At 40.2% G+C, this 22,789-nt stretch carries 17 protein-coding genes; 16 read left to right on the top strand and 1 reads right to left on the bottom strand.

Annotated features, from left to right (window positions below):
• Window positions 1-40 precede the first annotated feature (40 nt).
• The 9 genes from EHS13_RS24335 (at window position 41) to EHS13_RS24300 (ending at window position 9,952) form a co-directional block, all read left to right on the top strand.
• Window positions 41-1,378, top strand: coding sequence for an ABC transporter substrate-binding protein (locus EHS13_RS24335; RefSeq protein WP_162463238.1), 1,338 nt, complete (start codon window positions 41-43; stop codon window positions 1,376-1,378).
• A gap of 76 nt (window positions 1,379-1,454) precedes the next feature.
• Complete coding sequence (locus EHS13_RS24330; protein ID WP_155702874.1) at window positions 1,455-2,336, top strand: carbohydrate ABC transporter permease; 882 nt, start codon at window positions 1,455-1,457, stop codon at window positions 2,334-2,336.
• Between the two features lie 216 nt (window positions 2,337-2,552).
• Window positions 2,553-3,191: a carbohydrate ABC transporter permease gene (locus EHS13_RS24325; protein ID WP_227013510.1), complete on the top strand. Its 639-nt coding sequence runs from the start codon at window positions 2,553-2,555 to the stop codon at window positions 3,189-3,191.
• A gap of 67 nt (window positions 3,192-3,258) precedes the next feature.
• Window positions 3,259-4,497, top strand: coding sequence for a glycoside hydrolase family 172 protein (locus EHS13_RS24320; RefSeq protein WP_227013509.1), 1,239 nt, complete (start codon window positions 3,259-3,261; stop codon window positions 4,495-4,497).
• 37 nt (window positions 4,498-4,534) lie between these two features.
• Complete coding sequence (locus tag EHS13_RS24315) at window positions 4,535-6,598, top strand: alpha-galactosidase (protein WP_155702871.1); 2,064 nt, start codon at window positions 4,535-4,537, stop codon at window positions 6,596-6,598.
• 225 nt (window positions 6,599-6,823) lie between these two features.
• Window positions 6,824-7,219, top strand: a complete 396-nt coding sequence (rbsD, locus tag EHS13_RS24310) for a D-ribose pyranase (protein ID WP_155702870.1) — start codon at window positions 6,824-6,826, stop codon at window positions 7,217-7,219.
• A gap of 125 nt (window positions 7,220-7,344) precedes the next feature.
• Window positions 7,345-7,590 carry a DUF5348 domain-containing protein gene (locus tag EHS13_RS37610; protein WP_405083517.1) on the top strand — a complete coding sequence of 82 codons (246 nt, stop codon included), beginning with the start codon at window positions 7,345-7,347 and terminating at the stop codon, window positions 7,588-7,590.
• A gap of 1,106 nt (window positions 7,591-8,696) precedes the next feature.
• Window positions 8,697-9,023 (top strand): transposase, encoded by a 327-nt coding sequence (locus EHS13_RS24305; RefSeq protein ID WP_155700896.1) that lies wholly within the window; start codon window positions 8,697-8,699, stop codon window positions 9,021-9,023.
• Window positions 9,020-9,952, top strand: a complete 933-nt coding sequence (locus EHS13_RS24300; protein WP_155702869.1) for an IS3 family transposase — start codon at window positions 9,020-9,022, stop codon at window positions 9,950-9,952. The genes EHS13_RS24305 and EHS13_RS24300 overlap by 4 nt, the downstream gene beginning before the upstream one ends.
• Before the next feature lie 171 nt (window positions 9,953-10,123).
• On the opposite strand, the gene EHS13_RS24295 is transcribed toward EHS13_RS24300, so the two are convergent.
• The gene (locus EHS13_RS24295; protein ID WP_155702868.1) at window positions 10,124-12,109 is read right to left on the bottom strand and encodes a hypothetical protein; all 1,986 of its coding nucleotides are present in this window, start codon (window positions 12,107-12,109) and stop codon (window positions 10,124-10,126) included.
• Between the two features lie 445 nt (window positions 12,110-12,554).
• On the opposite strand from EHS13_RS24295, the gene EHS13_RS24290 reads away from it, so the two are divergent.
• The 7 genes from EHS13_RS24290 to EHS13_RS24260 all read left to right on the top strand — a co-directional run bounded on the left by EHS13_RS24290 (window position 12,555) and on the right by EHS13_RS24260 (window position 22,771).
• Entirely contained in the window at window positions 12,555-13,595 is a 1,041-nt protein-coding gene (locus tag EHS13_RS24290; RefSeq protein ID WP_155702867.1) for a LacI family DNA-binding transcriptional regulator, read from the top strand.
• A 167-nt stretch (window positions 13,596-13,762) separates the two neighbouring features.
• Complete coding sequence (locus tag EHS13_RS24285) at window positions 13,763-15,070, top strand: ABC transporter substrate-binding protein (RefSeq protein ID WP_162463236.1); 1,308 nt, start codon at window positions 13,763-13,765, stop codon at window positions 15,068-15,070.
• Between the two features lie 79 nt (window positions 15,071-15,149).
• Window positions 15,150-16,040 (top strand): carbohydrate ABC transporter permease, encoded by an 891-nt coding sequence (locus EHS13_RS24280; protein ID WP_155702865.1) that lies wholly within the window; start codon window positions 15,150-15,152, stop codon window positions 16,038-16,040.
• Complete coding sequence (locus tag EHS13_RS24275) at window positions 16,037-16,861, top strand: carbohydrate ABC transporter permease (protein ID WP_155702864.1); 825 nt, start codon at window positions 16,037-16,039, stop codon at window positions 16,859-16,861. The genes EHS13_RS24280 and EHS13_RS24275 overlap by 4 nt, the downstream gene beginning before the upstream one ends.
• 27 nt (window positions 16,862-16,888) lie before the next feature.
• Window positions 16,889-19,537, top strand: a complete 2,649-nt coding sequence (locus tag EHS13_RS24270) for a glycoside hydrolase family 2 protein (protein WP_155702863.1) — start codon at window positions 16,889-16,891, stop codon at window positions 19,535-19,537.
• 63 nt (window positions 19,538-19,600) lie between these two features.
• Complete coding sequence (locus tag EHS13_RS24265; protein WP_155702862.1) at window positions 19,601-21,535, top strand: alpha-L-fucosidase; 1,935 nt, start codon at window positions 19,601-19,603, stop codon at window positions 21,533-21,535.
• 48 nt (window positions 21,536-21,583) lie between these two features.
• A complete protein-coding gene (locus EHS13_RS24260; protein ID WP_155702861.1) occupies window positions 21,584-22,771 on the top strand; it encodes a glycoside hydrolase family 172 protein in 1,188 nt (395 codons plus the stop codon).
• The last annotated feature ends 18 nt before the right edge of the window (window positions 22,772-22,789 follow it).

Genomic DNA, 22,789 nt, shown 5'->3' with positions numbered 1-22,789 from the left:
AAAGGGGAGTTACGCAATGGTATTCAAAGTATCAAAATTGTTGAGTTTAGCGTTTTTATCAGTCATGATGGTTTTTCTGGCAGCGTGTGGATCCGGCAACAAAAGCTCATCCGAGAGTGCATCGGCAACCGTTTCGCCAAATGCCAGTGAAGCCGTAGTTGAGCAATCTGACGCACCCAAAGTAACATTGAAATTATATGGCCAGCAGAATTCGCAAGAGCTTAAGGAAGTTTACAACATGGCAACGGAAGCCATGAAGAAGAAAATGCCGAATGTAGAAATTGAATTTGATGCTCAGCCGGCCAATGATGATGGAACGAAGCTTAAAACCTATGCCGCATCTGGTCAGCTTCCCGATATTTTCGTTGCAACCTCAGCAGATATTGAAGTATTAAAGAAATCAAACAATATTCTGACTCTGGACTCTTATATCAAAGATTTGAAAGTGGAAGATCAACTTAATGATACCGGCAAATTACTGGTCTGGGATAAGGACGGTCACAGCTACTCCATGCCGAATGAAGGACCATGGCTTGCGACGTTCTACATCAATAAAAAAGTTTTCGCGGACGCAGGCGTTGCTATTCCGACTAACTTCGACGAGTTTCTCGAAGCTGTTAAAACTTTCAAATCCAAAGACATTATTCCACTTGCTCTATTTGGTTCTCAGCCATGGCCTGGCCAACAATTATTTGATGCGCTAGTGGTAAAATCAGGGGAATCCAGAGGCTTGCTCAAAGTAAACGATGGCGAAGCAGATTTCTCTCCACAGGCTTATCAAATGGCGGCAGCCAAAATGTTTCAACTGGTCAATGCCGGCCTGCTTTCCAAAGACGCATTCAGTACAGATTATAATATGGCAGAATCTTTGCTTCAGAACGGCAAGGCGGCTATGATGCTTAGCGGAGGCTTCACCATGTCAGATTTCGCCAAAACAATGCCAGGGAACTATGACATTATCTGGCTTCCTCTGGAAGACAAGGCCCAAACAGGCCTTTATAAAGACAATGCAAGCGGCGGTGGTTTTAACCAAGGCTTCTCAGTGTCTGCGAATTCCAAATATAAGGATATCGCCGCCCAATACGCAGTTCAGTACGCATTGGAGTACAGTAGAGCAAAAACCTATTTGAATGGCGCGCCAAATGGTATTTTGAAGGATACGCCTCAGCCTCAAAATCCGTGGGATGAAGTCCAGCAGAAGTATGTAGCAGAGTTTGGGGAATTCAAGACGGTGACCTCATTTCCTTGGGGTTTGACTGATGCCAAATTCTCAATCGCCTATGGGAACAACACGCAAAAAATGCTGGCAAAAGGATACAAATCGTCCGACGATTATATCGCGGAGATGAATAAAGCGATTGCCGACATAAGAAAATAAATATCATTTTGGATAATTAAATCAACAGGTTATCCATTAGTAATATGGATAACCTGTTTTCAAAGAGGAGAGAGCCATGCTTAGAAAAGCGAGAGCGAGATTGGATTTATTGGTTTTCATCCTTCCAACCATACTGATTTTTACAGTGGTTGTTATTTACTCGACCATTCAGACGTTTTATAGCAGCTTTTTTGATTGGGATGGGCTAAGCACAGCCAAATTCATCTTTTTGGACAATTACAAGAGAATTTTTGAGGACCCGTTGTTTTATATTTCTAATAAAAACCAAGTGATTTTCGCAATCGGACTTGGCATCTATCAAATAGGTGTAGGCGGTTTATTAGCTTTCCTGCTGTCATCCAAGAAAATCTTTGGCCGGAAACTGTTCAAATCCTTCTTTTTTATCCCTGTTACGCTATCCATTGTCGTTGTCAGCCAGCTGTGGGTATCGATCTACAGCTATGACTTTGGATTGATCAATAAAGCCCTCGAATGGTTGGGAATCAATTATAGGCAAAGCTGGTTAAGCGATTCAAATACATCTATTTACGCAATTGTCTTTGCCAATGCATGGCAATATATGGGGATCAATATGTTGTTGATATACGCAGGAATTAAAGCGATTCCTGAGCAATATTTTGAAGCTGCCACTATCGATGGAGCAAATACATTTCAAACACATCTTAAAATAACCATTCCACTGCTTCAAGAGACACTGAAGCTTTGTCTCATCATTTCGTTAACTGGGGGGTTTACGGCATTCACCAACATGTATTTGATGACTAATGGCGGACCTGGCAATGTCGACTACACTTTAACCTTTATGATGTACAGTTCTGCCTTCAAGGCGAATGAATATGGTTATGGTTCTACGGCTGCCACTCTTCTCATATTGCAATGCATCGCTCTGACAGTTGTAATCAATCGTTTTGTTGCTAGAGAAAAAATTACTTACTAGGGAGAAAATATGAGGAGAAAGCATCCAATTCAAAATAGCATAAATGTCGCCATTTTTCTTTTTCTAAGCTTGCTTTCCATATTTAATCTTTATCCTCTTTTATATTTGCTATTTTCGTCATTCAAAAACAATACTGAAATTTTTTACTCGAATCCCTTCGGATTTCCACATTTGTTGCGAGTAGAAAATTATATAAATGCATATAAAGCTTTTAATATGCCTTTGTATTTTTTTAACAGTGCTTTGGTGACAGCAGTTACGGTTGTTGCCACTATTTTTCTTGCACTCATGTTTTCATATGCAACTGCTCGTATGAAATGGAGATTTGCTCACGTCTCCCGTATCTATTTGCTAGTTGGCATGTTTATCCCGGCACAGATTGTGCTGCTACCGATCATGATCATGGAGCGCAATCTTCACATCCAGAGCAGCTACTTGGCCGTTATTATCCCCTATGTGGGATTTCAGCTATCTTTTGCGACCTTGGTTTTTTACGGGTTCATGAGATCAATCCCATATGAATTGGAGGAATCGGCCAGCATAGATGGAGCCAATACGTATTTAACTTTTTTTAGAATCATTGTGCCAATCACCATGCCGGCGATCGCTACGGTTGCGATTTTTATTTTCTTGTTCGCTTGGAACGAATTTCTAATAGCTCTCGTTATGATTTCGAAAAGCTCGCTGCAAACAATTCCACTTGGACTTTTAAATTTCAGCGGACAATTTACGACGGATTGGGGTGGAAAGGGAGCGGCCATGGTAATCGCCACCTTGCCGACCATACTTGTGTATTTCTTTTTTAGCGAGAAGGTCGAACAGGCCATGACTGTTGGGGCAGCGGTAAAAGGATAGCAAGAATATGCCTAGCAAACAAAAAAACACGCACAAGGCACAAATCAATATCATTATGTTTTGTGCCTTGAGCGAACCGAAAGGAATGAGTTTAACAATGGATCAAATGTATCGGAAACAGCAAGGTGTGAGCACGAGATGGGTCAGCTTCGAAAACCCGATGGGCTTGAAGGGGCAAGCTGCGATTGAAAATAAAGGTGCGAAAGGCCGGGCTTATGAGACAATCAAGCCGGGAGAAACAAAAGTGCTTTGTAATATGGAAGGCTGCGGTGTAATCAACCGGATTTGGATGACGCTTGGAGTACTGGATTCGAATTTGCCCGATGGCATGCTGTTGCCATCAGGCAATGTTACACCGCAAATTTTGCGTTCCTTGCGTATTGAAATGATTTGGGACGGTGCCGCGACACCTGCTGTTTCCGCGCCAGTAGGCGATTTCTTCGGCACCGGTCTCAGTTATCGCGTTCCCTTCGAAAGTGCGTTGTTCTCTGATCCAGAGGGGAGGTCCTTTAACTGTTACGCGAAAATGCCATTCCGCAAGAGAGCCTATATAACGATTACCAATGACGGCGATTTCCCGGCAACGGTTGTTTTATATTATAAAATCAGTTTTTCTATGGTTAAATCGCATGGAGAAGACATGATGTATTTTCATGCTTATTGGAACCGTGAGCGGCGGGGGGAACTTGGGAGAGACTACACTGTTTTACCTACGGTATGCGGTGAAGGCCGTTATCTTGGTGCCAACTTTGGCGTAATTTTCGATTCTGCATACGGATCGACTTGGTGGGGTGAAGGCGAAATTAAACTTTACTTGGACGGTGATGACGAATACCCAACCTTGGCGGGTACAGGAACAGAGGATTATCCCGGTAGTGGTTATGGTCTTGGCGTGTTTAATCATCAGGTTCAAGGCTGCACCTATAATGATGAAGGGCACAATGCTTTTTATCGCTATCATATGACGGATCCGGTTTACTTTGACGAGGATTGCAAGGTAACGATGCAGCAGATTGGCAGTGCAAGCAAAGCCGATATCATGGCTATGAAGGAAAAAGGAGTGGCTTTGCAAGTCGCTGCTGGCATACAAGCGAAAGACAATACAATCTTCCATCTGCTAGATGACAATTGTTCGGTCACCTTCGACGATGAAATTTTTGCACAAGGCGATTACGGCTGCTTTTATCGTATAGATGACTGGTCCTCAACCGCTTATTTCTACCTGAATAAGTCAGAAAACGGCTTGCCCAAGCTGGCTTCACTCCCGGAACGTGTCGCGAATATTCCGAATAAACGGGTGTACTAATAGGCAAATAGCTTGAAGAAGAAGGAGTCGTTTAGAAGTGGAAGTTTCTATTATCTTTGATGAAACCACAATCGCATGGAAAGCATACTGGGGTGATACAAGTTGGATAGTAGGTATTGAGGATAGACAATTAATAGCAAAACATTTCGGTCATACAGGGACGGAGCGAGCGGATAAACACTTTGCACAATTTACCCAGGCTGCGGTCCTTAATCGGGGGGAATGTAAAGTTCATATCGGTGAAGATAACAAACTCGTAGACTGGACCTTGCATGGGTGGAGAGCAGATGTTAATAGATTAATCATTGAATTAGAATCGGAGATATTAATTGCTATCCTTGAATATAAATTTTTTCCGGATATTGATCTGATTGAACGGAGCACGCAGATTGAGAACACTGGGCAGGGAAAAGTGTCTCTTCGCAGTGCATCAAGTTTTGCAGTTGCACTGCCAGCAGGAACGAAGTATCAATTAATCCATTTAGATGGGCAATGGGGTCATGAATGTCAAGTTGTAAAGACTCCAGTCGGTCAATTTGAAACCCTGCTGCAGTCTCAGGAAGGAAAGACTGGTTTTGAACATTCTCCTTGGTTTGCAGTTGAGGAATTGAATGGGACAGGGGTCTGTTTCGGTGCTTTGCTTTGGTCAGGTAATTGGCAATTACGGGTTCGACAGCTTTATGAAAATCCAGTAGGAATAACAGGAGGTATACATCCATCAGGGTTTCAGCAAGTATTGTGGCCTAACGCTGCATTCCATCTTCCTTCCGCTGTTTTTGGATATGTACATGGAGTACTAAATAATGCCATTCATCGACTACATGATTATCAGCGTATGAATCGTCCGGACAGGGACAAGCCGATCGACGTTCAATTTAATTCTTGGTACCCGTACCAAGGTGAGCCAGATGAAAAAAAAGTGCTTGAACTAATCAATCATGCAGAGAGGTTGGGTTGTGAGGTTTTTGTTCTTGATGCAGGATGGTATACGACAGAAGTGGAAAATCCGGAAGAATCTTGGATTGTGCGTACTGGCGATTGGTTGATCAATAGAAAGTTGTTTCCTAACGGGTTCAAGCAAATCAAACAAAAGTGTAGGGAGAAGCATTTGCGCTTTGGCATTTGGCTTGAACCGGAAGCTGCAGGTCCCTCCTCTTGGGTTGCCCTGCATAAACAAGAGTGGTGCCACACTGCAACAGAGGGAACAAGAAAAACAATTAATTTGGGGATTGCAGAAGCCCGCGTATGGGTTAGAGAGCAAATTAGTCGAATCATAATGGAAAGCGAAGCGGATTGGTTAAAATGGGATTTCAATATTGCCATTGAATCGAATGGGAAGCCATTAAAAGATGGATCAAACCCAATTGTCGCACATACTCATGGTTTATATCTATTAATGGCTGAAATTCGTGAAAAATTCCCTGAATTGTGTTTGGAAATGTGCGCTGGTGGTGGCGGGCGCTTTGATACAATGATCATTTCGAATAGTCATACTAACTGGATGACAGATCAGGTTAATGCAATGACTAACTTGTCTATTCATTTTGGAAGTCAATTGGCTCATTGTGCGGTACATTGCAATGATTGGTTGATCCAATGGCCACAGTATCACGATTATGGAGATCATTATAATTCTGGATCTTATGGTGACTTGGAATTTAGAACTCGTGTGGCGATGCTTGGGAGTTTTGGAATAAGTTCGGCCACTCATTTATGGGAGGATGAGGACTTTGAGATCGTAGCAAAGCATGTGGAAATCTATAAAAAGGAAATTCGCCGAGTCCTTCATCACGGTGATCAATATCTTTTAACTAAACAACCATCAGTTGATGGAATCGGACACTGGGCAGTAGCCTGGTATCTTAGTAAAGATGGTCGGGAAGGTGTTTTGTATTGTTTCCGTTTGTCACAAGGAGCAGAGAATGAGATTGTTATAATACCTGGACTACAAGATGAAGCACTCTATGAAATTATACCTATGAATGACTTTAGTGTGGAAAAAAGGAAATGTAATGGTAAGGAACTTGCTAGTGGCATCAAGGTCTATTGTCCTGGACTTTTTACATCTGCATTATTGCTTATTAAAAAAATAAAGGGGTAATTCAGCAAATATTTCTACGAGTAAGCGAAAAAAACGCTGGTACTCGCGAAAATGCAAGTAGAAGAGCACATAATAGCTAAGCCTTGATTGCCGAAGGTGTTCATCTTATTAATATTTATATGATTGAAAGTAACCGAGGTGCGCATTGAGATGGTTCTTTTGATTTGGATATGACTAACATGAACGAGAAAAGCATTTCTTAATTAAACATGGAGGAAAGCGCATATGAAAATAACTGGAATTTTAAATCATAGCATATCAGAAGTTATTGCAAGTATGGGGCATTATCAGGAAATTGTGATTTGTGATGCAGGTTTCCCTATTCCTCCTGGAGTGAAACGAATCGACTTATCCCTCACACCTGGTATGCCTGCTTTTCTGGTTGTTCTAAAAACAGTCTTATTGGAGCTCTGTGTTGAGGAAGTCGTTATTGCCGAAGAGACGGGAATTCATTCACCTGCAAGACTGCTGGACATTCGGAATATATTCTCTGAACTTACGCCAACTGTGATCCCACACACTGAATTTAAACAACGCTCCAAAACAGCTATTGCCTGCATTCGCAGCGGTGAATGTACTCCATATTCTAATATCATATTGGTTTCTGGGGTTACTTATTAGATATTAATATTGAGGATGGCAGAAGTTACTTCTGTTGTCCTTTTTGCTGTCTTTTATATGACATAATTGAAAATAAATTTGAAAATAAGAAGAATTATTGGATCGGAATTGCTTACTGAACGATTATGATGACGGTTTTTTATGTCCTGGAAAAATGTTTAGTCAAGCCTGTTTCAATACCTCTTTCTAGGTGTTGGGTGGTCATTCTTGACGGGAATGAATACATCATTCATTGCGGGGAGTATTTTGATCTTTCTTTTGCTAAGAAGAACGTGAGTTGCCGATTGGAGCGAAATTTAAATTGGTACGTCTTTATATATCGAGTTCGTTTTATATTACATCCGAAAGATATTTACATAATTAGGAAATAAAATTACAATGAGAAGCAAGGATAATTAGCTTTGCTTCTCTTGTTAAATGGACAGATCCACCAATATAATACGGACAAAATTCATTGTCAATTTTCGAAAATTATGCTACATCAGCAACACCATACCCATATTAAAAATACAATTACACCAATTCCATTGAGAAGATACATTTACATCCCTCGATTTCTGTGTAATTTAGAATTAGATGTTCATTGATTGTATTTACTTACGCTGGTACGTTTTACCATAAATTCGAAGAATAAGTGTGCTTTTTAATTTTTAACATCGATCGTTAACCATTAAAGAACCCTATTTTCCAATGAGATTGGGTATGGGAATAATAATTGTGCATCATTAGAACTTAATTAAAATATGTGTATTTTTTAAAAGTGATAAAACCCCGCTAAAACAACAATCCCATTAAAGAACTCTATTTTCCTCGATCATATATTGATCAGGGAAAATAATGTTCTTTAATGGAAAATAGAGTTGTTTAACGGAAAATAAAGTTCTTTAATGGAAAATAGAGTTCTTTCATGTAGTTTTGAGGTAATTGTTTGTTTAATCGATGAAATACTATAATTTGGTTGACATGATATTAACACGAACAAACCCCTTTGATGATAATGATCTCAGCGGTTTGTTTTATTTATTTTTTGATTTGGAAAAATTGTACAAGATCAGTTCTCTATGTTTCAAGATTCAAAAATAAATTTTCAGTGACGTTGAAGAATTGATTTTTTACTACTTAAATATTTCACCAAAGGAAACTAACTTACTTTAATACTATCGTTTATTAGACTTATATAATCGTAATGAAAAAGAGGAAATTATTAAATTAATATAGAGGATGGGAATAAGAGATTGTGTAATGGAAAACTGACTTAGTAAGATCAATTCAAATAAAATTAAAATAAACCTCGCAGATCAATTTAATAGATCTTAGAGGTTTATTTTATTCTTTATTAAAGGGATTATAAGATTTTACTTCATTCCTTGATATAACTTCGAGAAAAATTAAGGAGAGCTTTCTATTTAGCCCCCTAGGAGACTTGGACAGTACACCCCTTAATCAAATATAATTATATTAGACGGAGGGGAACGTTATGAAGCGAGTACAGTATGATCTTAATTTTAAGATGGATATCATTCGAAAAGGGAAAGAGATTGGGAACTTTACAGCAGTAGCCAGACAGCACGAACTGGATCCCAAGATGGTCATGCGATGGGCAAAAGAATTAAATCGTAAGGATGTGGATAAGTTAGATGGTGCTAGCAAAAGACAAGCCCAGTTTATACCTACCCCTGATGATTATAAACAGTTAGAGCATGAGAATGAAAAGCTGAAGAAGCTACTAGCGGAACAAGCTCTGGAAAGAGAAATTCTCAAAGACCTACTAAAAAAAACGAACCCAAACTTGCGGATAAAATAGAGATTGCCCACAAATATATTGTCCAAGGGCATTGTATTACCTTAGTGCTCCGTGTGGTGGAAGTCGAACGCTCGACGTATTATGCACATGTGAATAAAGCGGAATTAAAACCTATCCACAGGGTCGGTCGCCCCGCACCTGGTTTATCTTATACAGCAGATGGCAAGCCCGTAAGTGATGAAGAGATCACAGAATGGCTGATGGAATTCATAGCGGGTGAGGGAGCAGCCTACGGCTACCGCAAGCTCACTGTGCTTCTTAGAAGACGCCACAAACTTGTGATTAACAAGAAGAAAGTCTATAGGCTATGTAAGTCTATGAACGTCCTACGTCCACAGCGTAAGTTAAAGAATAAGCATCCAAGAAGACTTGCTAACAACCGTTTAATCACCGGCTCCAATCAATTGTGGGAGACCGATATTAAGTACGGATGGATTGCTGGCGAGTACCGTTTCTTCTTCATAATGAGCATTATAGACGTGTTTGATCGTGCCATTATTTCGTATCATCTTGGCTTAACCTGTGAGGCTAAACATCTGGTTCAGATCACTCAGGAGGCCCTTATGAAGCGTCAATTATTCGGGAAACCACAGGAAGAGAAACCTTTTATACGCTCCGATAATGGTCCACAATTCATCAGCCACCTGTTTGAAGATGCATGCGAGAACTTTCAAATGATTCATGAGCGGATTCCGCCTAGAACGCCAAATAAAAATGCTCACATTGAATCATTTCATTCTATTTTGGAAGCGGAATGCTACCAACGCCATGAATTTGAAACGTATCCACAGGTCTATGAGATCGTTTCTCAATTCATAAAAGATTACAATCAACAACGGATCCATGGGAGTATTTATGACCTATCACCCTATGAATATATCGAAGCATTGAAGAAAAATCTCGTACAGCCTAAACATATTAAGGTGTAAACCGTGAAAAATGGAGCAAACAAGAGCAATATCTAGCAATTCTATGAGATCATTTCGTTAAGAGGTGTAGCGTCCAGCATAAGGGTGTTCAGCCGCTTTATAGTTGCAATAACTCCCTGACATAACTAGGGCTTGATCACTACTTGATTGCTTTCATTTAACCTGACTTAACTAATAAGTTATTTTCACTTGCGATAATTCGGGAGTCCAGATGTTGGCGTCATTTAAAATTTCTACCTTCAAGTAATTGGTGCCTGATGGTATTCCTCCAGACGGTCTAAGTAATGTGCGGTACCATCCAGAGCTTGTAGGAACCGCTATGTCCTTGGAAGTAGATATTGCCGTCCATGTTGTACCATTAGGTGAGGTGTATATATTCAATTTTCCCGATATTGAAGTATAGTAGTATACTCTTATCGAAAAGTCTGTCATATTTGTTTTATTGTAGATTACATTTTCTGCTGTATCTGTTGTCCTTACAGTTCTTGAAGAATCGGTCTCGAAATATAAGGCTGAAGAAGTATCGAAAGCCCAGTTTGCAGTATGTGAGTAAGCGTTTGACCAGTTATTCAAGTCATCTGTAAAGTTATTCGGTGTGTATGATAATGAAATTTCCGATAGCTGAGGTGTGAATATATTCGCATCATTTGATAATTCCACCTTAAAGAAATTTGTTCCAGCTGGAATTGAGCCAGAAGGTTTAAAATAGGTGCGGTACCAACCGCTGCTCGTCGAAACAGGTGTATCATTTGTAGTTGAAAGTAGTGTCCAAGTGGAGTTATCGGGTGAAGCATAGAATTTCACTTTTCCTGATACCGTTCCGGTATAATATATGCGTGCAAGAAAATCCGAAATATTTAACTTGTTATATATTATATTTTCTGTTGTGTTTGAAGTTCTTTTTGCCCGGGATGCGTCGTATTCGAAATAACTACTAGCTGAAACTGTATCCATAACCCAATTAGCCGAATGAGAATACGATTTCGCCCAATCATTTAAGTCATCTGTAATAATAGACTTACCAGTAAATATGCCTTTCAAATAGTCATATATTTCTGTTTTTGTAGTATTAGGTCGTACTAGCCAGAATCCACGTGTATCAGAATTAGTAGGTCGTCCCGTAAAGGTGGTTTTGGGTTCATTGTCATACAATTGCCAAAAGACGGCAAAATTGACTCCCCAATTAAGTGAAGTTTCAATAATGGATTGTGCGTTTTGTTTGTGAAAAACAGTTAGATAATCATTTTCTGGTAATCCGAACTCACCCAAATATAAATTGTTAGCTCCAAAGGCGCTGCTATCAGGAGCTTTTAATTTTAAATAATCCAAATTTGAAATGATTGTTGATGTATTTGCCGGAAAACCTGCATCATACATGGAATATGAATATAAATCCATATGGGTGGAAGGAATTACTCGATTGGTCGCATTTCCTTTGGTCATATCAGAAGGATAGAGTCGAGCATCTGTTACTTTGTTTACCTCCGCTGCCCCATATACATGAACACCTGTAGTAGTAGACAATTCTGTTCTAGCTTGTGTAATACCGTCTTGCCGAGCGTTTAACCAATCGATCATACCTTGAATTGCAGTGGATCCTGGATTGCAAGTGCCAGCAGGATAACAAATTGCATTATCTCCTTCCCATTGTTGCAAGATAAATGTTTTTCCTGTCCCTTGGTATGTTTGCATTAGGTATTTTGTTAGTTGATAGAATTCGTCCTTTACGTTAGCAACCTCTGTGGCTGTCATTCCATCAGTGAAATCATTCGATGTGAATTCATAGGCTTCCAAGATAAAAGTGTTGAATGATTTGTTAAACACAGTTGAGAAATAAGTCGATTGGGCTAATGCTTTCATATTGGTATAGGTACCCCAGGATGAATTAAAAGGATAATCTGTAGCATAAGTGGGAGTGAAAAAAAGCTTTATCACTTTGGTACCCATCGAAAGCAGTTCATCTGCACCTTCATTTAGAAAATCTTTATTTGAAGCGAAATTATAGAGCCCTTTTACATGTGTAACACCAACTGTATCAGCGGTGACTGCTGTAGCATGAGCACTATGAGATGGACCGATAAATAATGCAGAAATCAAGAGCATTGTGAAAGCAATGGAAATCACGAGAGTTTTGTTCATATATTTGTTAAGTTTCAAAATAAACACTCCTTCTTTAAAGCAATTTTTGAGAATGATCGAGCTTAGTAAAAAGTGAATTAGTAAATAAATCATCTTTAAATCATTCATACACCCCCACTAATAATCAAATTGTCATTATTTGAAAAAGATAAAATAGTGCGCATAAAAATGAAAGCGCTCTATTTATGAAATTATTATAGTTTGTGCTAATATATCTGTCAATACAATAAGTAGAAACATGTTTAAATAAATATATTTATTGTTGATATTTAATGGAGAATTATGATAAATATTTTTAGATGTTTCATTATTTGTTTTGAGTAATAAAAACAATGAAAGAAATAAGGATAAGGCACTTAATTGATTTGGAGTTAATAAGTTTATGGAATATTCAATGAAACTTGTTGAAATTTCATTATAAATTCGGTAGAATTATATTAAGATACGATAAGGAGCCAATAATATGAATAAAATAACCATGCAGGCTATCGCTAATGAAATGAAATTGTCGAAGTCGCTAGTATCCAAAGCCTTGTCCAATCAAGCGGGTGTCAATGAAGAAACAAAAGAAAGAATAAGGTTGACTGCCATTCGCTTGGGGTACCGAATTAACTCATCCATCATGTCTGTTTCCTCCTCGCGGACCGGTAATATTGCTATATTGATTCCCAAGGAAGATATGGAAGATTTTGAATATTGGGGAAAGGTCATCCGTGGCATTGAAAAGGGGTTGAGTGAGAAATCCTTCAGTATGATATTGTCAGCAATAGATACTTCACTAACTCCAAGCGATGGTATGCCTAGTTGTATTCAAGATAGGAAAGTAGACGGGGCTATTGTGCTTGGTTTTGTTCCTCAGTCTTACATCCAGGTGGTGCAGCAAATGGGACTTCCCGTTGTAATGGTCGATTCCTCCAGTACTCAACTCAAATTTGATCATGTTTTGGTGGAGAATTACCTGGGATCCTATGAAGCGACTCGTTATTTACTTGACCGTAATCACACTGCGATTGGGTTTGTCGGGGACATTGATTACGCTGCGAGTTTTGCGGAACGCTACCGAGGATTTGCGAAATGTATAAGCGATTTTAACTTTGAGAAACATAAAAAAATAAAAGAGTATGCGTATACTCAATCACGAGGAAGTCGATCTATTCCTTTCAATCTGCTTCAGCTGCAATCCGCATTATCTGGACCTGACAAACCATCTGCGCTCGTTTGTGCCAATGATCCTGTCGCATTCGAGGTTATGCAGTTGCTGACGAGACTAGGACTACGCTGTCCTGAAGATATTTCCCTCATTGGATTTGATAACTTGCAGAAATGCGAATGGACAACACCCGCATTGACTTCAGTAGATGGTGGCAAGGACACAATGGGATCGAGAGCTGTGTTGCTCATGTTCCGAAGAATGAATGAATCCATGACGAGGTCAGAACACATTATGATCACTACAGAAATTGTTGAGCGTCAATCGGTAAGAGTTATTCCCGATGAACATTGAAATTCCGATGAAAACAAGTTTATATAAAATTCAGAAACGAATTTTAGTCTTATGTTGACATATGACAGTGGATTATTATATATTGAATTTAATAAACGATGTAAGCGCTATAATACACTAAATTACATCGTTTTAATTACACAAGTTGAATTATGGAGGGGTTTAAAGTGAAAAAAAGATCTTGGGCAATGGGATTGGTTTTACTAATGGTCGCAGTATTGGTTTTATCAGCATGTGGTAAGAGTGGCGTGAAAGGTGCAGATTCGACTGCGAGTGCCCAGCCTACTGCAGATTCAACAGCAACAGCTGAACCGCAAAAAGATGTAGATCTGCGCGTTATTAATTTCAGGGTTGAAGACCAAGCTTACTATGATGAAGTGAACAAGAAGTTTGAAGAAAAATATCCATATATTCATGTGAAATATGATGCAGCGCCTACGAAAGATTGGGGAAATCTCAAGACTTCCAGAATCGCAACAAACGACGTTGATGTTGTTGGTGGTCAAACTCCAGATGCGAAAGATCCGAATGCAGCAAGCCTATGGCTTGACCTTAAAGGCCAGCCATTCTTGGATGGTTACATCGAAGGGGCGTTGAAAGGTGGGCAATCTAATGATGGCACACAATATTTGCTTCCTTCCAATTCCGTATCTGTTGTAACTTTCTACAACAAGAAAATTTTCGCAGATCTTGGTTTGGCAATACCGAAAACTTGGGATGAATTCATTGCGGCATGTGATAAAATCAAAGCAGCTGGTATTGATCCAATCATGTTCGGTGGCAAGGATCAATGGCCTGTAGTTATGCAGGTTATGGGTATCGAAATGGGAGCTAACCGCAGCAGTAACCCAGATTTCTTTGCACAGTTAAAGGATGGAAAGACGAAATTTACAGATCCTGCAATGTTGGATGTGTTTACGAAGTATGAAAAGATGACGAATTACTTTCAAAAGAATGCAGCCGGTTTGGATTACGGACAAGCGCCTGCACTGTTTGCTCAAGGAAAAGCGGCTATGATGGTTGACGGTTCATGGAGTACTTCACAAATTGTTGATGCAAAGCCAGCTTTTGAAGTAGGTGCATTCCTTACACCAGGTGGTAACACTGCTGAAGCAAACGCAATTGCTCCAACTAAAATAGGCAGTGGATTTCTAATCTACAAGAAAAGTCCAAATCAAGATGCTGCTTTGAAATATTTAGCGTTTTTATCCGAAAAGGATATTTACCAACAATATATCAACGCTGCGAAAATGTGGCCTGTAAAGTCAGATACAACATTAGCGGATCCGTTATCTAATGAAATTGCTCAATTGCTTGGCAAACAGCTTCCAATGTGGGATTCAATTCAACCCACTGGCGCTAACTACAATTTCGTTGAGGATGCAATGAAGCTTCTTTTCAAAAAGACAACACCTGCAGAAGCGGTTGCGGACATGCAGAAGAAATTCCTTGATTCTAAACCAGATTGGAAATAAATAATTCTTGATAAATTTATGCAGAGCCTCTTACTCTCGCGAGAGGGAGGCTCTTTTTTATTAGAAAGGAGTTGCAAGCATGGCTTTTAAAGGCGGATACACCAAATTTTTTGCTATCCTCATGGTAGTCCCGGCACTTGTATTGTACAGTTTGTTTGTATTAATCCCATCGATCGGAAATGTATTATTATCCTTTACGGATTTCACTGGGAACCCGAATCTACCTATGAAATGGCTTGGGCTTTATAATTATAAAAGAGCATTTAACATTGACATGGAAAAAATAGGTAATTCCATTAAGGTGACTATTATTTTTGCCTTAAGCGTAACCATTATCCAGAATATTCTCGCAGTCCTGCTGGCTGTGCTTGTGAATATAAAATTACGTTTCAGCACATTTTATCGATCTGTCATATTCCTGCCCAATGTACTTGGGGTTGTCGTCATTGGATTGATATGGACCTTGGTTCTAGATCCTTATTCAGGTCCGGTCAATAGTTTGCTTCATCGATTTAATTTGGATTCCGCACTGTTGGGTGACCCCATGCTAGCACTTGGTCTTGTCATTTTTATTACTATTTGGGCGAATGTTGGTTATGCAATGTTAATCTATTTAGCCGGACTGCAGTCAATTCCGAGCGATCTGTATGAGGCTTCTCGAATTGATGGGGCCAATACCGTTCAGACATTCTTGCGAATTACACTACCGCTTCTGCGTTCTTCGATCACCATCAACGTCTTGATCAGCCTTATCGGCACCCTGGGTTCCTATGATTTAATCTATGTATTAACCAGTGGAGGACCAGATGGATCTACAATGACTATGGGTATGTTTATTATTAAGAATCTGTTAGGTGGTGGAGGCAAACAAGGGTATGTGTCTGCCTTATCGATCATTCAATTTCTGATTGTATTTATTGTCATTATGATTTCGCAGTACTTCCTGCGGAGAAAGGAGGAGGAACTGTGATTCAATCCTCCCGAATAAGTAGAGGCTTGGCTAATCTTGTATTGTCTCTTGTAATGGTCGTGCTGATCGCACCGATGCTGCTGATCATTAATGTTTCGTTAAAGAATAAGGAAGAGTTTCTGAACTTTCCTGTCACAATTGTAAAATCGATACATTGGCGGAACTTTCATGACGCATGGGTTATGGCGGATATGGGAGTATATTTCAAGAATAGTATTCTGCTAACCGTCCTGTCTGCAGGTGGAACATGTTTGATAGCGACATTGGCGGCTTACCCGATTGCTAGGAAACATTTTGTGGGTGCAAATGCCATTTACTTACTATTTCTATCAGCACTTTTTCTGCCAGTTGGACTTGTGCCGTTGCTGTTCGTGATGAAATCGCTTGGTTTTATCAACACCTATTATGGATTCATCTTCCTCAAGATTGGAGGCAGTTTGTCCATTGCTACATTTATTCTGGTTGGTTTTATCAAAGGCGTTCCGAAGGAATTAGATGAAGCCGCAGCGATAGATGGCTGTGGATATCTACGCTTTATTATGACGATTATGTTTCCTTTGATTCTGCCTGCTGCTTCCACTGTACTCATGCTTGTCGGCATGGGGGTTTGGAACGACTTTATTGGTCCGCTGATCTTTTTGACAGATAAAAGTATGCGTCCATTAACAGCTGGTTTGTACATATTTTTCGGGCAATATTCGACCAATTGGACTATTCTGGCGGCTGCTGTCATTATGGTATCTTTACCGCTTATTGTGGCTTATGTATTTCTACAGAGATTTATCGTTTCAGGAGTAACGAGTGGAGCAATTAAAGGATAGATAGAGCATGATAGGGAGGATACGAACTTGGAAATCTTACTGAATGAGTTGAATTGGGAATTAAAAGGCTATTACCCGTGGGTTCCCTATCTGCAGAAGAGTGTAGAAACAGGATTGGAGTTAAATGGTGTGACACACTGGATTCCAGCAACGGTTCCTGGAGGTGTACATTATGATCTATATCGGGCAGGATTGATTCCTCACCCTCATCAAGATATGAACAGCTTGCTTTGTGAATGGGTGGAAAACCGCTGGTGGCTTTACAGAGCTCAGTTAACCATACCAGAGTTCAGCAAACATAAGCTGGAACTTGTTTTTAAAGGATTGGATTACCGGGCGACGATATATATTAATAACGTTGAATTGGGTAAACATGAGGGGATGTATCATCCTGCTGTTTTTGATATCACGGATAAAGTTAGCCAAGGTGAATCGATTACATTGGAAGTTCTGTTTGAACATGCCCCAGATGAAGTCTCGCAAATTGGTAAAACATCGATGACAACCACACAGAAGAGCCGATTCAACTACAAATGGGATTTCTCAACACGGCTTGTCAACTTAGGTATTTGGGATGATATCCTGTTAAAGATTACGGATAAGGTAGCCATCGGAGATCTCTATTTGACTACAGATGTAACGGATGGCGGTCAAGGGGATATCCAGTTATCAGTTGAGTTTGATACAGCCGACGACACTCTTTTTAATGAATATTCGCTAGAATTGCAATGCTGGACTCCGCAGGGGACTCTAATTTCTTCTGTTACTAGTAAAATAGATTCTGAATGGAAATTATTAATGAATCTTAAAGTCGATAAACCACAATTGTGGTATCCCAATGGTTTCGGGGAACAAGCGCTTTACAAGGTACTGATTAAGCTGAAACTGCAGGATATCGTCATTGAAGAAAGACAGATGGAAACAGGGATTCGCAAACTTCGCTATAAGCAGAATATAGGCAGTCCAAAGGATTCTCTACCCTATACAGTGGAAATAAATGGAATTAATATATATATTAAGGGTGTCAATATGACTCCACTCGATTTATTATATGGGAATGTTACGAAGGAACACTATGCATGGATTATTCGACTCATGAAGCGGGCGCATATCAATCTTGTCCGTGTTTGGGGCGGGGGAATCATTGAGAAAGAATGGTTTTATGATTTATGCGATCGGAATGGAATTATGGTCTGGCAGGAATTTATCCAATCCAGCTCGGGTCTTGAAAATATTCCTTCCAAGCACATAGGCTTTCTTGATCTTCTTCAAAAATCAGCTAATCACGCGATTAAGCTCAAGCGAAATCACGTTTCCTTGACCGTTTGGAGCGGGGGTAACGAGCTAATGAGCGAGCCGAACAAGCCCTCAACTTATGAAGACGAAAACTTGGCCATGCTAAAAAAAATAGTCAATCGCCTCGATCCTAGTCGGCTTTTTCTTCCGACGTCCGCTTCAGGTCCGGTTCAGTATATTACGAAAGAAAAAGGCGTTTCCCATGACGTGCACGGTGATTGGAAGTATAACGGAATGAGCAATCATTATGAGCTATATGGGGAAGCAGATCATTTGTTTCATAGCGAATTTGGAGTTGACGGTGCCAGCTCTCTAAAAAGCCTGCAGAAATTTCTTTCTCCGGCCCACTTGAAGCCTTCCTCAGTAAGGGACGAACTGGTGTGGCGACATCACGGGGAGTGGTGGGATACATTTGATCGGGATGGTGAGTTTTTCGGCCCAGTTACCGACTTAAATCAGTATGTCCAACGCAGCCAATGGATTCAGGCTGAAGGGCTGCGCTTTATTCTGGAGACGAACCGCCGCAGGAAATTCAATAACAGCGGCAGCGTTATTTGGCAGTTGAATGAACCTTGGCCAAATGTGTCATGCACAAGCTTGGTGGAGTATTATGGGGATAGTAAAATGGCCTACTATTGGACGCGGAAGGCTTTTGCGCCAATACATGTATCAATAGATTATCGGAGGTTACAGTTTAAGGTCGGGGAAGCGATGGAGGCATCTGTTATTCTGCATGCAGACCAAATATGTGGAAAAGTAACGGTCTTGGCTTCCGTGTTGGATGAGAAAGGTACAGAACTATACGAGCAGTCGTTTGAAGGAACTCCTACACTGCAGACGGCGTTAGTTTTGGGTCAATTCAGCTATCTGATTAGTGAGGGTACGCCAGAATTATTCTTTCTTCGCCTGCAATGGTCAGTCGATGGACGGAGCACAGGCAAGAATCTTTATACTTTCTCCACCAGTCTTATCCAACCTTATCATGCTTCACTCGGTTTTAAGGGAGGTCAACTGCTTATCGACGAAAAGGAAACAGATTGGAAGACATCGCATAACGAAAGTGAATCAATTATACTCAGCAAACAATATACAATTGCGAATATAGGGACGGAAGTAGCCTTACATATCTGTCCAATCGAAGAGTCTGATTTATTCTGGATGGAAGCGGAAGGCGCATTCGAATCTCTGTTTCCCGGTGAGTCGCAAATAGTTACCGTATATTGTATGTATAAGCAAGGCGGTGCTTGGTTGAAGGAATCCAATTATGAAAAAGATGAACTCATAGGAACCCTTCCTATTATTAGGTTCCAAGCATTTGGGCATGAATCTATTAAGAAAATAGAAGTCATTCATGAGAGTTTTGTTTCACCTTTACATTGAACATAGATGCCCTATTCCAAGTAATACAATATATGTTTTATTCCCGAAAGGAACCCGAAATTGATGAAAAGATCAGAAAGTTTTTTTGGCATCCATTTTGATTTTCACGCTACGGTAGAAAGCATTTCTATTGGTGCTTCTACCACAAAAGAAATGGTTCTAGACGTCATTAATCGCGTTAAACCGGATTATGTACAATGTGACTGCAAGGGACATCCAGGCGTAAGCAGTTATCCAACTAAAGTTGGGAATGCCGCCCCGCAAATTGCTGGAGATCCACTATTAATTTGGCGAGAAGCAACGCGTGAGAATGGGGTTGCCTTGTACATGCATTACTCAGGTGTATGGGATTCGGAGGCACTTAAGCATCATCCGGAATGGGCGCGAATGGATGAGCATGGCAAGCTAAGCCCGGATATTACATCAACATTAGGTCCTTACGTAGATGAACTGCTACTTCCGCAGTTAAAGGAATTATGTGATGTTTATCATGTTGATGGGGTATGGGTCGATGGGGAATGCTGGGCTACTCAACGCGATTATTCACCACAGGTGCTTCAATTATTTCACGAGGAAACAGGAATAACTACAGTACCACGGCAACAATCGGATGCTCATTATGCTGAGTTTTCAGCGTTCAGTAGAGAGTTGTTTCTACGCTATTTACGTCGTTATGTAGATGCTATCCATCTTCATCAAGCGGGTTTTGAAGTAGCCAGCAATTGGGCTTTTAGCTCGTTCATGCCCGAGCCTGTAAGTGTGGATGTAGATTTTCTCTCAGGTGATTTCACCTTGCAGAGCAGTATCAATTCAGCAAGGATAGAGGCAAGGTGCTTAGTTCATCAAGGCAAACCATGGGATTTGATGGCATGGGGATTCTCAGGTGATTTTAATAACCGTGATTTTACAACGAAGCCTGCAGTGCAATTGCAACAGGAGGCGGCCATAGTTCTGGCGCTTGGCGGTGGGTTTCAAAGCTATTATATTCAAAAACCAGACGGCTCTATTAACGCATGGGAAATCGAAATAATGGAGCAAGTGGCTGCATTTTGTCGAGAACGTCAGCATTGGTGTCACCGCAGCAAGCCTGTTCCGCAGATTGCTTTATTTTACTCCGGCCAGGGAATGTATCGGACAGCGGAAAGTTTATTTCATCCTGGTCAATCACTTGATGGCATGAAAGGCATTCTGCAATGCTTACTAGAAACACAGCAGGTAGTAGATATTGTCATGGAACATCAACTGACTGGACGGATGGATGAATATCCATTGATTATTATTCCAGAATGGGCTTACATTGATCCTCACATTCATCAGGAATTATTAAAGTATGCCGAGAATGGCTGCAATCTGCTTATTATGGGTACAAAAACGGTGGCGCTCTTTGCCAACGAAATAGGCATTGAACTTTTAGATGCGCCATGCAAAGCTAAGCACTATTTGGCCTTTGATTCTATGTTTGGTGTACTGAATACGCATTTTCAGAAGGTGAAATTATCTGAACGTGCAATTGAGTTTGCTTCCTTATATGCTTCTAATGATAACACCAGCCCTGTCCAACCAGCTGCTTCTATTTCAATTTATGGAAAAGGCAGAATTGGTGCCGTTTATTGTGATCTTGGTGAGAAGTATTTAAGTGCAAATCTTGCCACTATGCGCCACTTCATGCAGGGAATCGTCCAGGAGCTTTTCCCGAATCCTCTTGTTCAAGTAACGGGCAGTCCATATGTGGATGTTACATTGGCTACAAATCACGAGCACTTAATCGTACATTTGGTTAATACTAGTGGACCGCACGCCGATAAGCATATTTACACTTTCGATGAAATTACAGCAATAGGACCGCTTCATGTCAAGATTCAGGCTAAACACGCTCCCCAATGTATTCAATATGAACCCTCTGGAGAACAACTGGCTTTTGAATTTAAGGACTGTCAAATCAGTCTGTCGATTCCTCGTCTTGAAATTCATGGAGCTTTAATTATTAGTGGTGTTTAATCTATCTCAAAACAGTTTGATCAATTGAAATTTGGAGGAGAATATACAATGTCTAATTTTCAGATTGATATTACTCGAGTCAGCGATGCAACAACAAAACGAATTTCTAGTTGGGACAAGACAGGCTTTAATAGAGACTGGATTGTAATCAAGCCAGGTGAATCAGGGGTTCTTGCAGAAATCAAGGAATTTGGAAAAATTACGCATATATGGATGGCTGCAGGGCCTGCGGAGGTGCCGGAACCCTATCTGCTAAGAAAAGGCGTCTTGAAGATGTACTGGGATGATGAAGAATCACCTAGTGTACTAACACCTATTGGTGATTTTTTCTGCCTCGGACATGCCATCAGAAACTCATTCCAGAGCGTTTTTATAACAACTTCCTCTGCCGGAGTAAAGAATACTTTTGGCAATACTGTTTCATTGAATTCTTATTTTCCAATGCCTTTTAACAAGTCTGCAAGAATCGAGATTCTAAATGAGAATGATTTCAATATTTGCATCTGGTATTACGTGGATTATGAAGTTTATGATAAATCACATGACGACAAAGTTGCCTACTTTCATGCAAACTTTAGAAGAGAGAATCCGACCCCCGGTTGGGGACATGAACTTTCTATTGATAACTGGGATATTGAAGTTCCTAACCTATCAGAGGAGAACAATTATAAGATCCTTGAAGCTGAGGGAAGAGGACATCTCATAGGGTACAACCTTTCGGTTACCAATCTTCAAACTTCTGAACTCAATCATCATCAAAGAACCTGGTGGGGTGAAGGTGATGATATGATATTCATTGATGGTGAATCCTGGCCTCCGAGTATTCATGGTACGGGCAGCGAAGATGCCTTTAACCATGCTTGGGGAATGCAAGATAATGCATATCTGTATAACGGTTCATCCATATATGAGCATAATACGAAAGGGTATCAAACCTCTTATGTTTTTTATGCTACCAACCCCGTACATTTCAAGAAAAGCATTAGATTGTCTATGGAACATGGGCATGCCAATCACCTTTCCAATGATTTCTCATCTGTTGCTTATTGGTATCAGATAGAACCACATGTTAAATTTGACATCATTCCTGTGGAGCAAAGATTACCACTTGTGCAGACTTTTGCAATGCCGGAACATAGCAAGGTAGGAAACAGAACCATAGAATTAACCGAACAGATGATAGAAGTAAAGCAACAATGGAAAGAAAAGTATGAGAGCAAAAAGAACAAAGATTGATAGTCTTGTAGTGGAGCT

Source organism: Paenibacillus psychroresistens (assembly GCF_009728935.1).
In the GTDB taxonomy this organism is placed as follows: domain Bacteria; phylum Bacillota; class Bacilli; order Paenibacillales; family NBRC-103111; genus Paenibacillus_AC; species Paenibacillus_AC psychroresistens.
Note: the sequence above shows the minus strand (reverse complement) of the source record. Positions and strands in the feature narration are given on the sequence as shown.

What these genes read in the sequence shown, in the direction of transcription:
- EHS13_RS24330 (WP_155702874.1), top strand. Translation starts at nt 1,455, where the DNA reads ATGCTTAGAAAAGCGAGAGCGAGATTGGATTTATTGGTTTTCATCCTT.
- EHS13_RS24325 (WP_227013510.1), top strand. Translation starts at nt 2,553, where the DNA reads ATGCCTTTGTATTTTTTTAACAGTGCTTTGGTGACAGCAGTTACGGTT.
- rbsD (WP_155702870.1), top strand. Translation starts at nt 6,824, where the DNA reads ATGAAAATAACTGGAATTTTAAATCATAGCATATCAGAAGTTATTGCA.
- EHS13_RS37610 (WP_405083517.1), top strand. Translation starts at nt 7,345, where the DNA reads ATGATGACGGTTTTTTATGTCCTGGAAAAATGTTTAGTCAAGCCTGTT.
- EHS13_RS24305 (WP_155700896.1), top strand. Translation starts at nt 8,697, where the DNA reads ATGAAGCGAGTACAGTATGATCTTAATTTTAAGATGGATATCATTCGA.
- EHS13_RS24290 (WP_155702867.1), top strand. Translation starts at nt 12,555, where the DNA reads ATGAATAAAATAACCATGCAGGCTATCGCTAATGAAATGAAATTGTCG.
- EHS13_RS24280 (WP_155702865.1), top strand. Translation starts at nt 15,150, where the DNA reads ATGGCTTTTAAAGGCGGATACACCAAATTTTTTGCTATCCTCATGGTA.
- EHS13_RS24265 (WP_155702862.1), top strand. Translation starts at nt 19,601, where the DNA reads ATGAAAAGATCAGAAAGTTTTTTTGGCATCCATTTTGATTTTCACGCT.
- EHS13_RS24260 (WP_155702861.1), top strand. Translation starts at nt 21,584, where the DNA reads ATGTCTAATTTTCAGATTGATATTACTCGAGTCAGCGATGCAACAACA.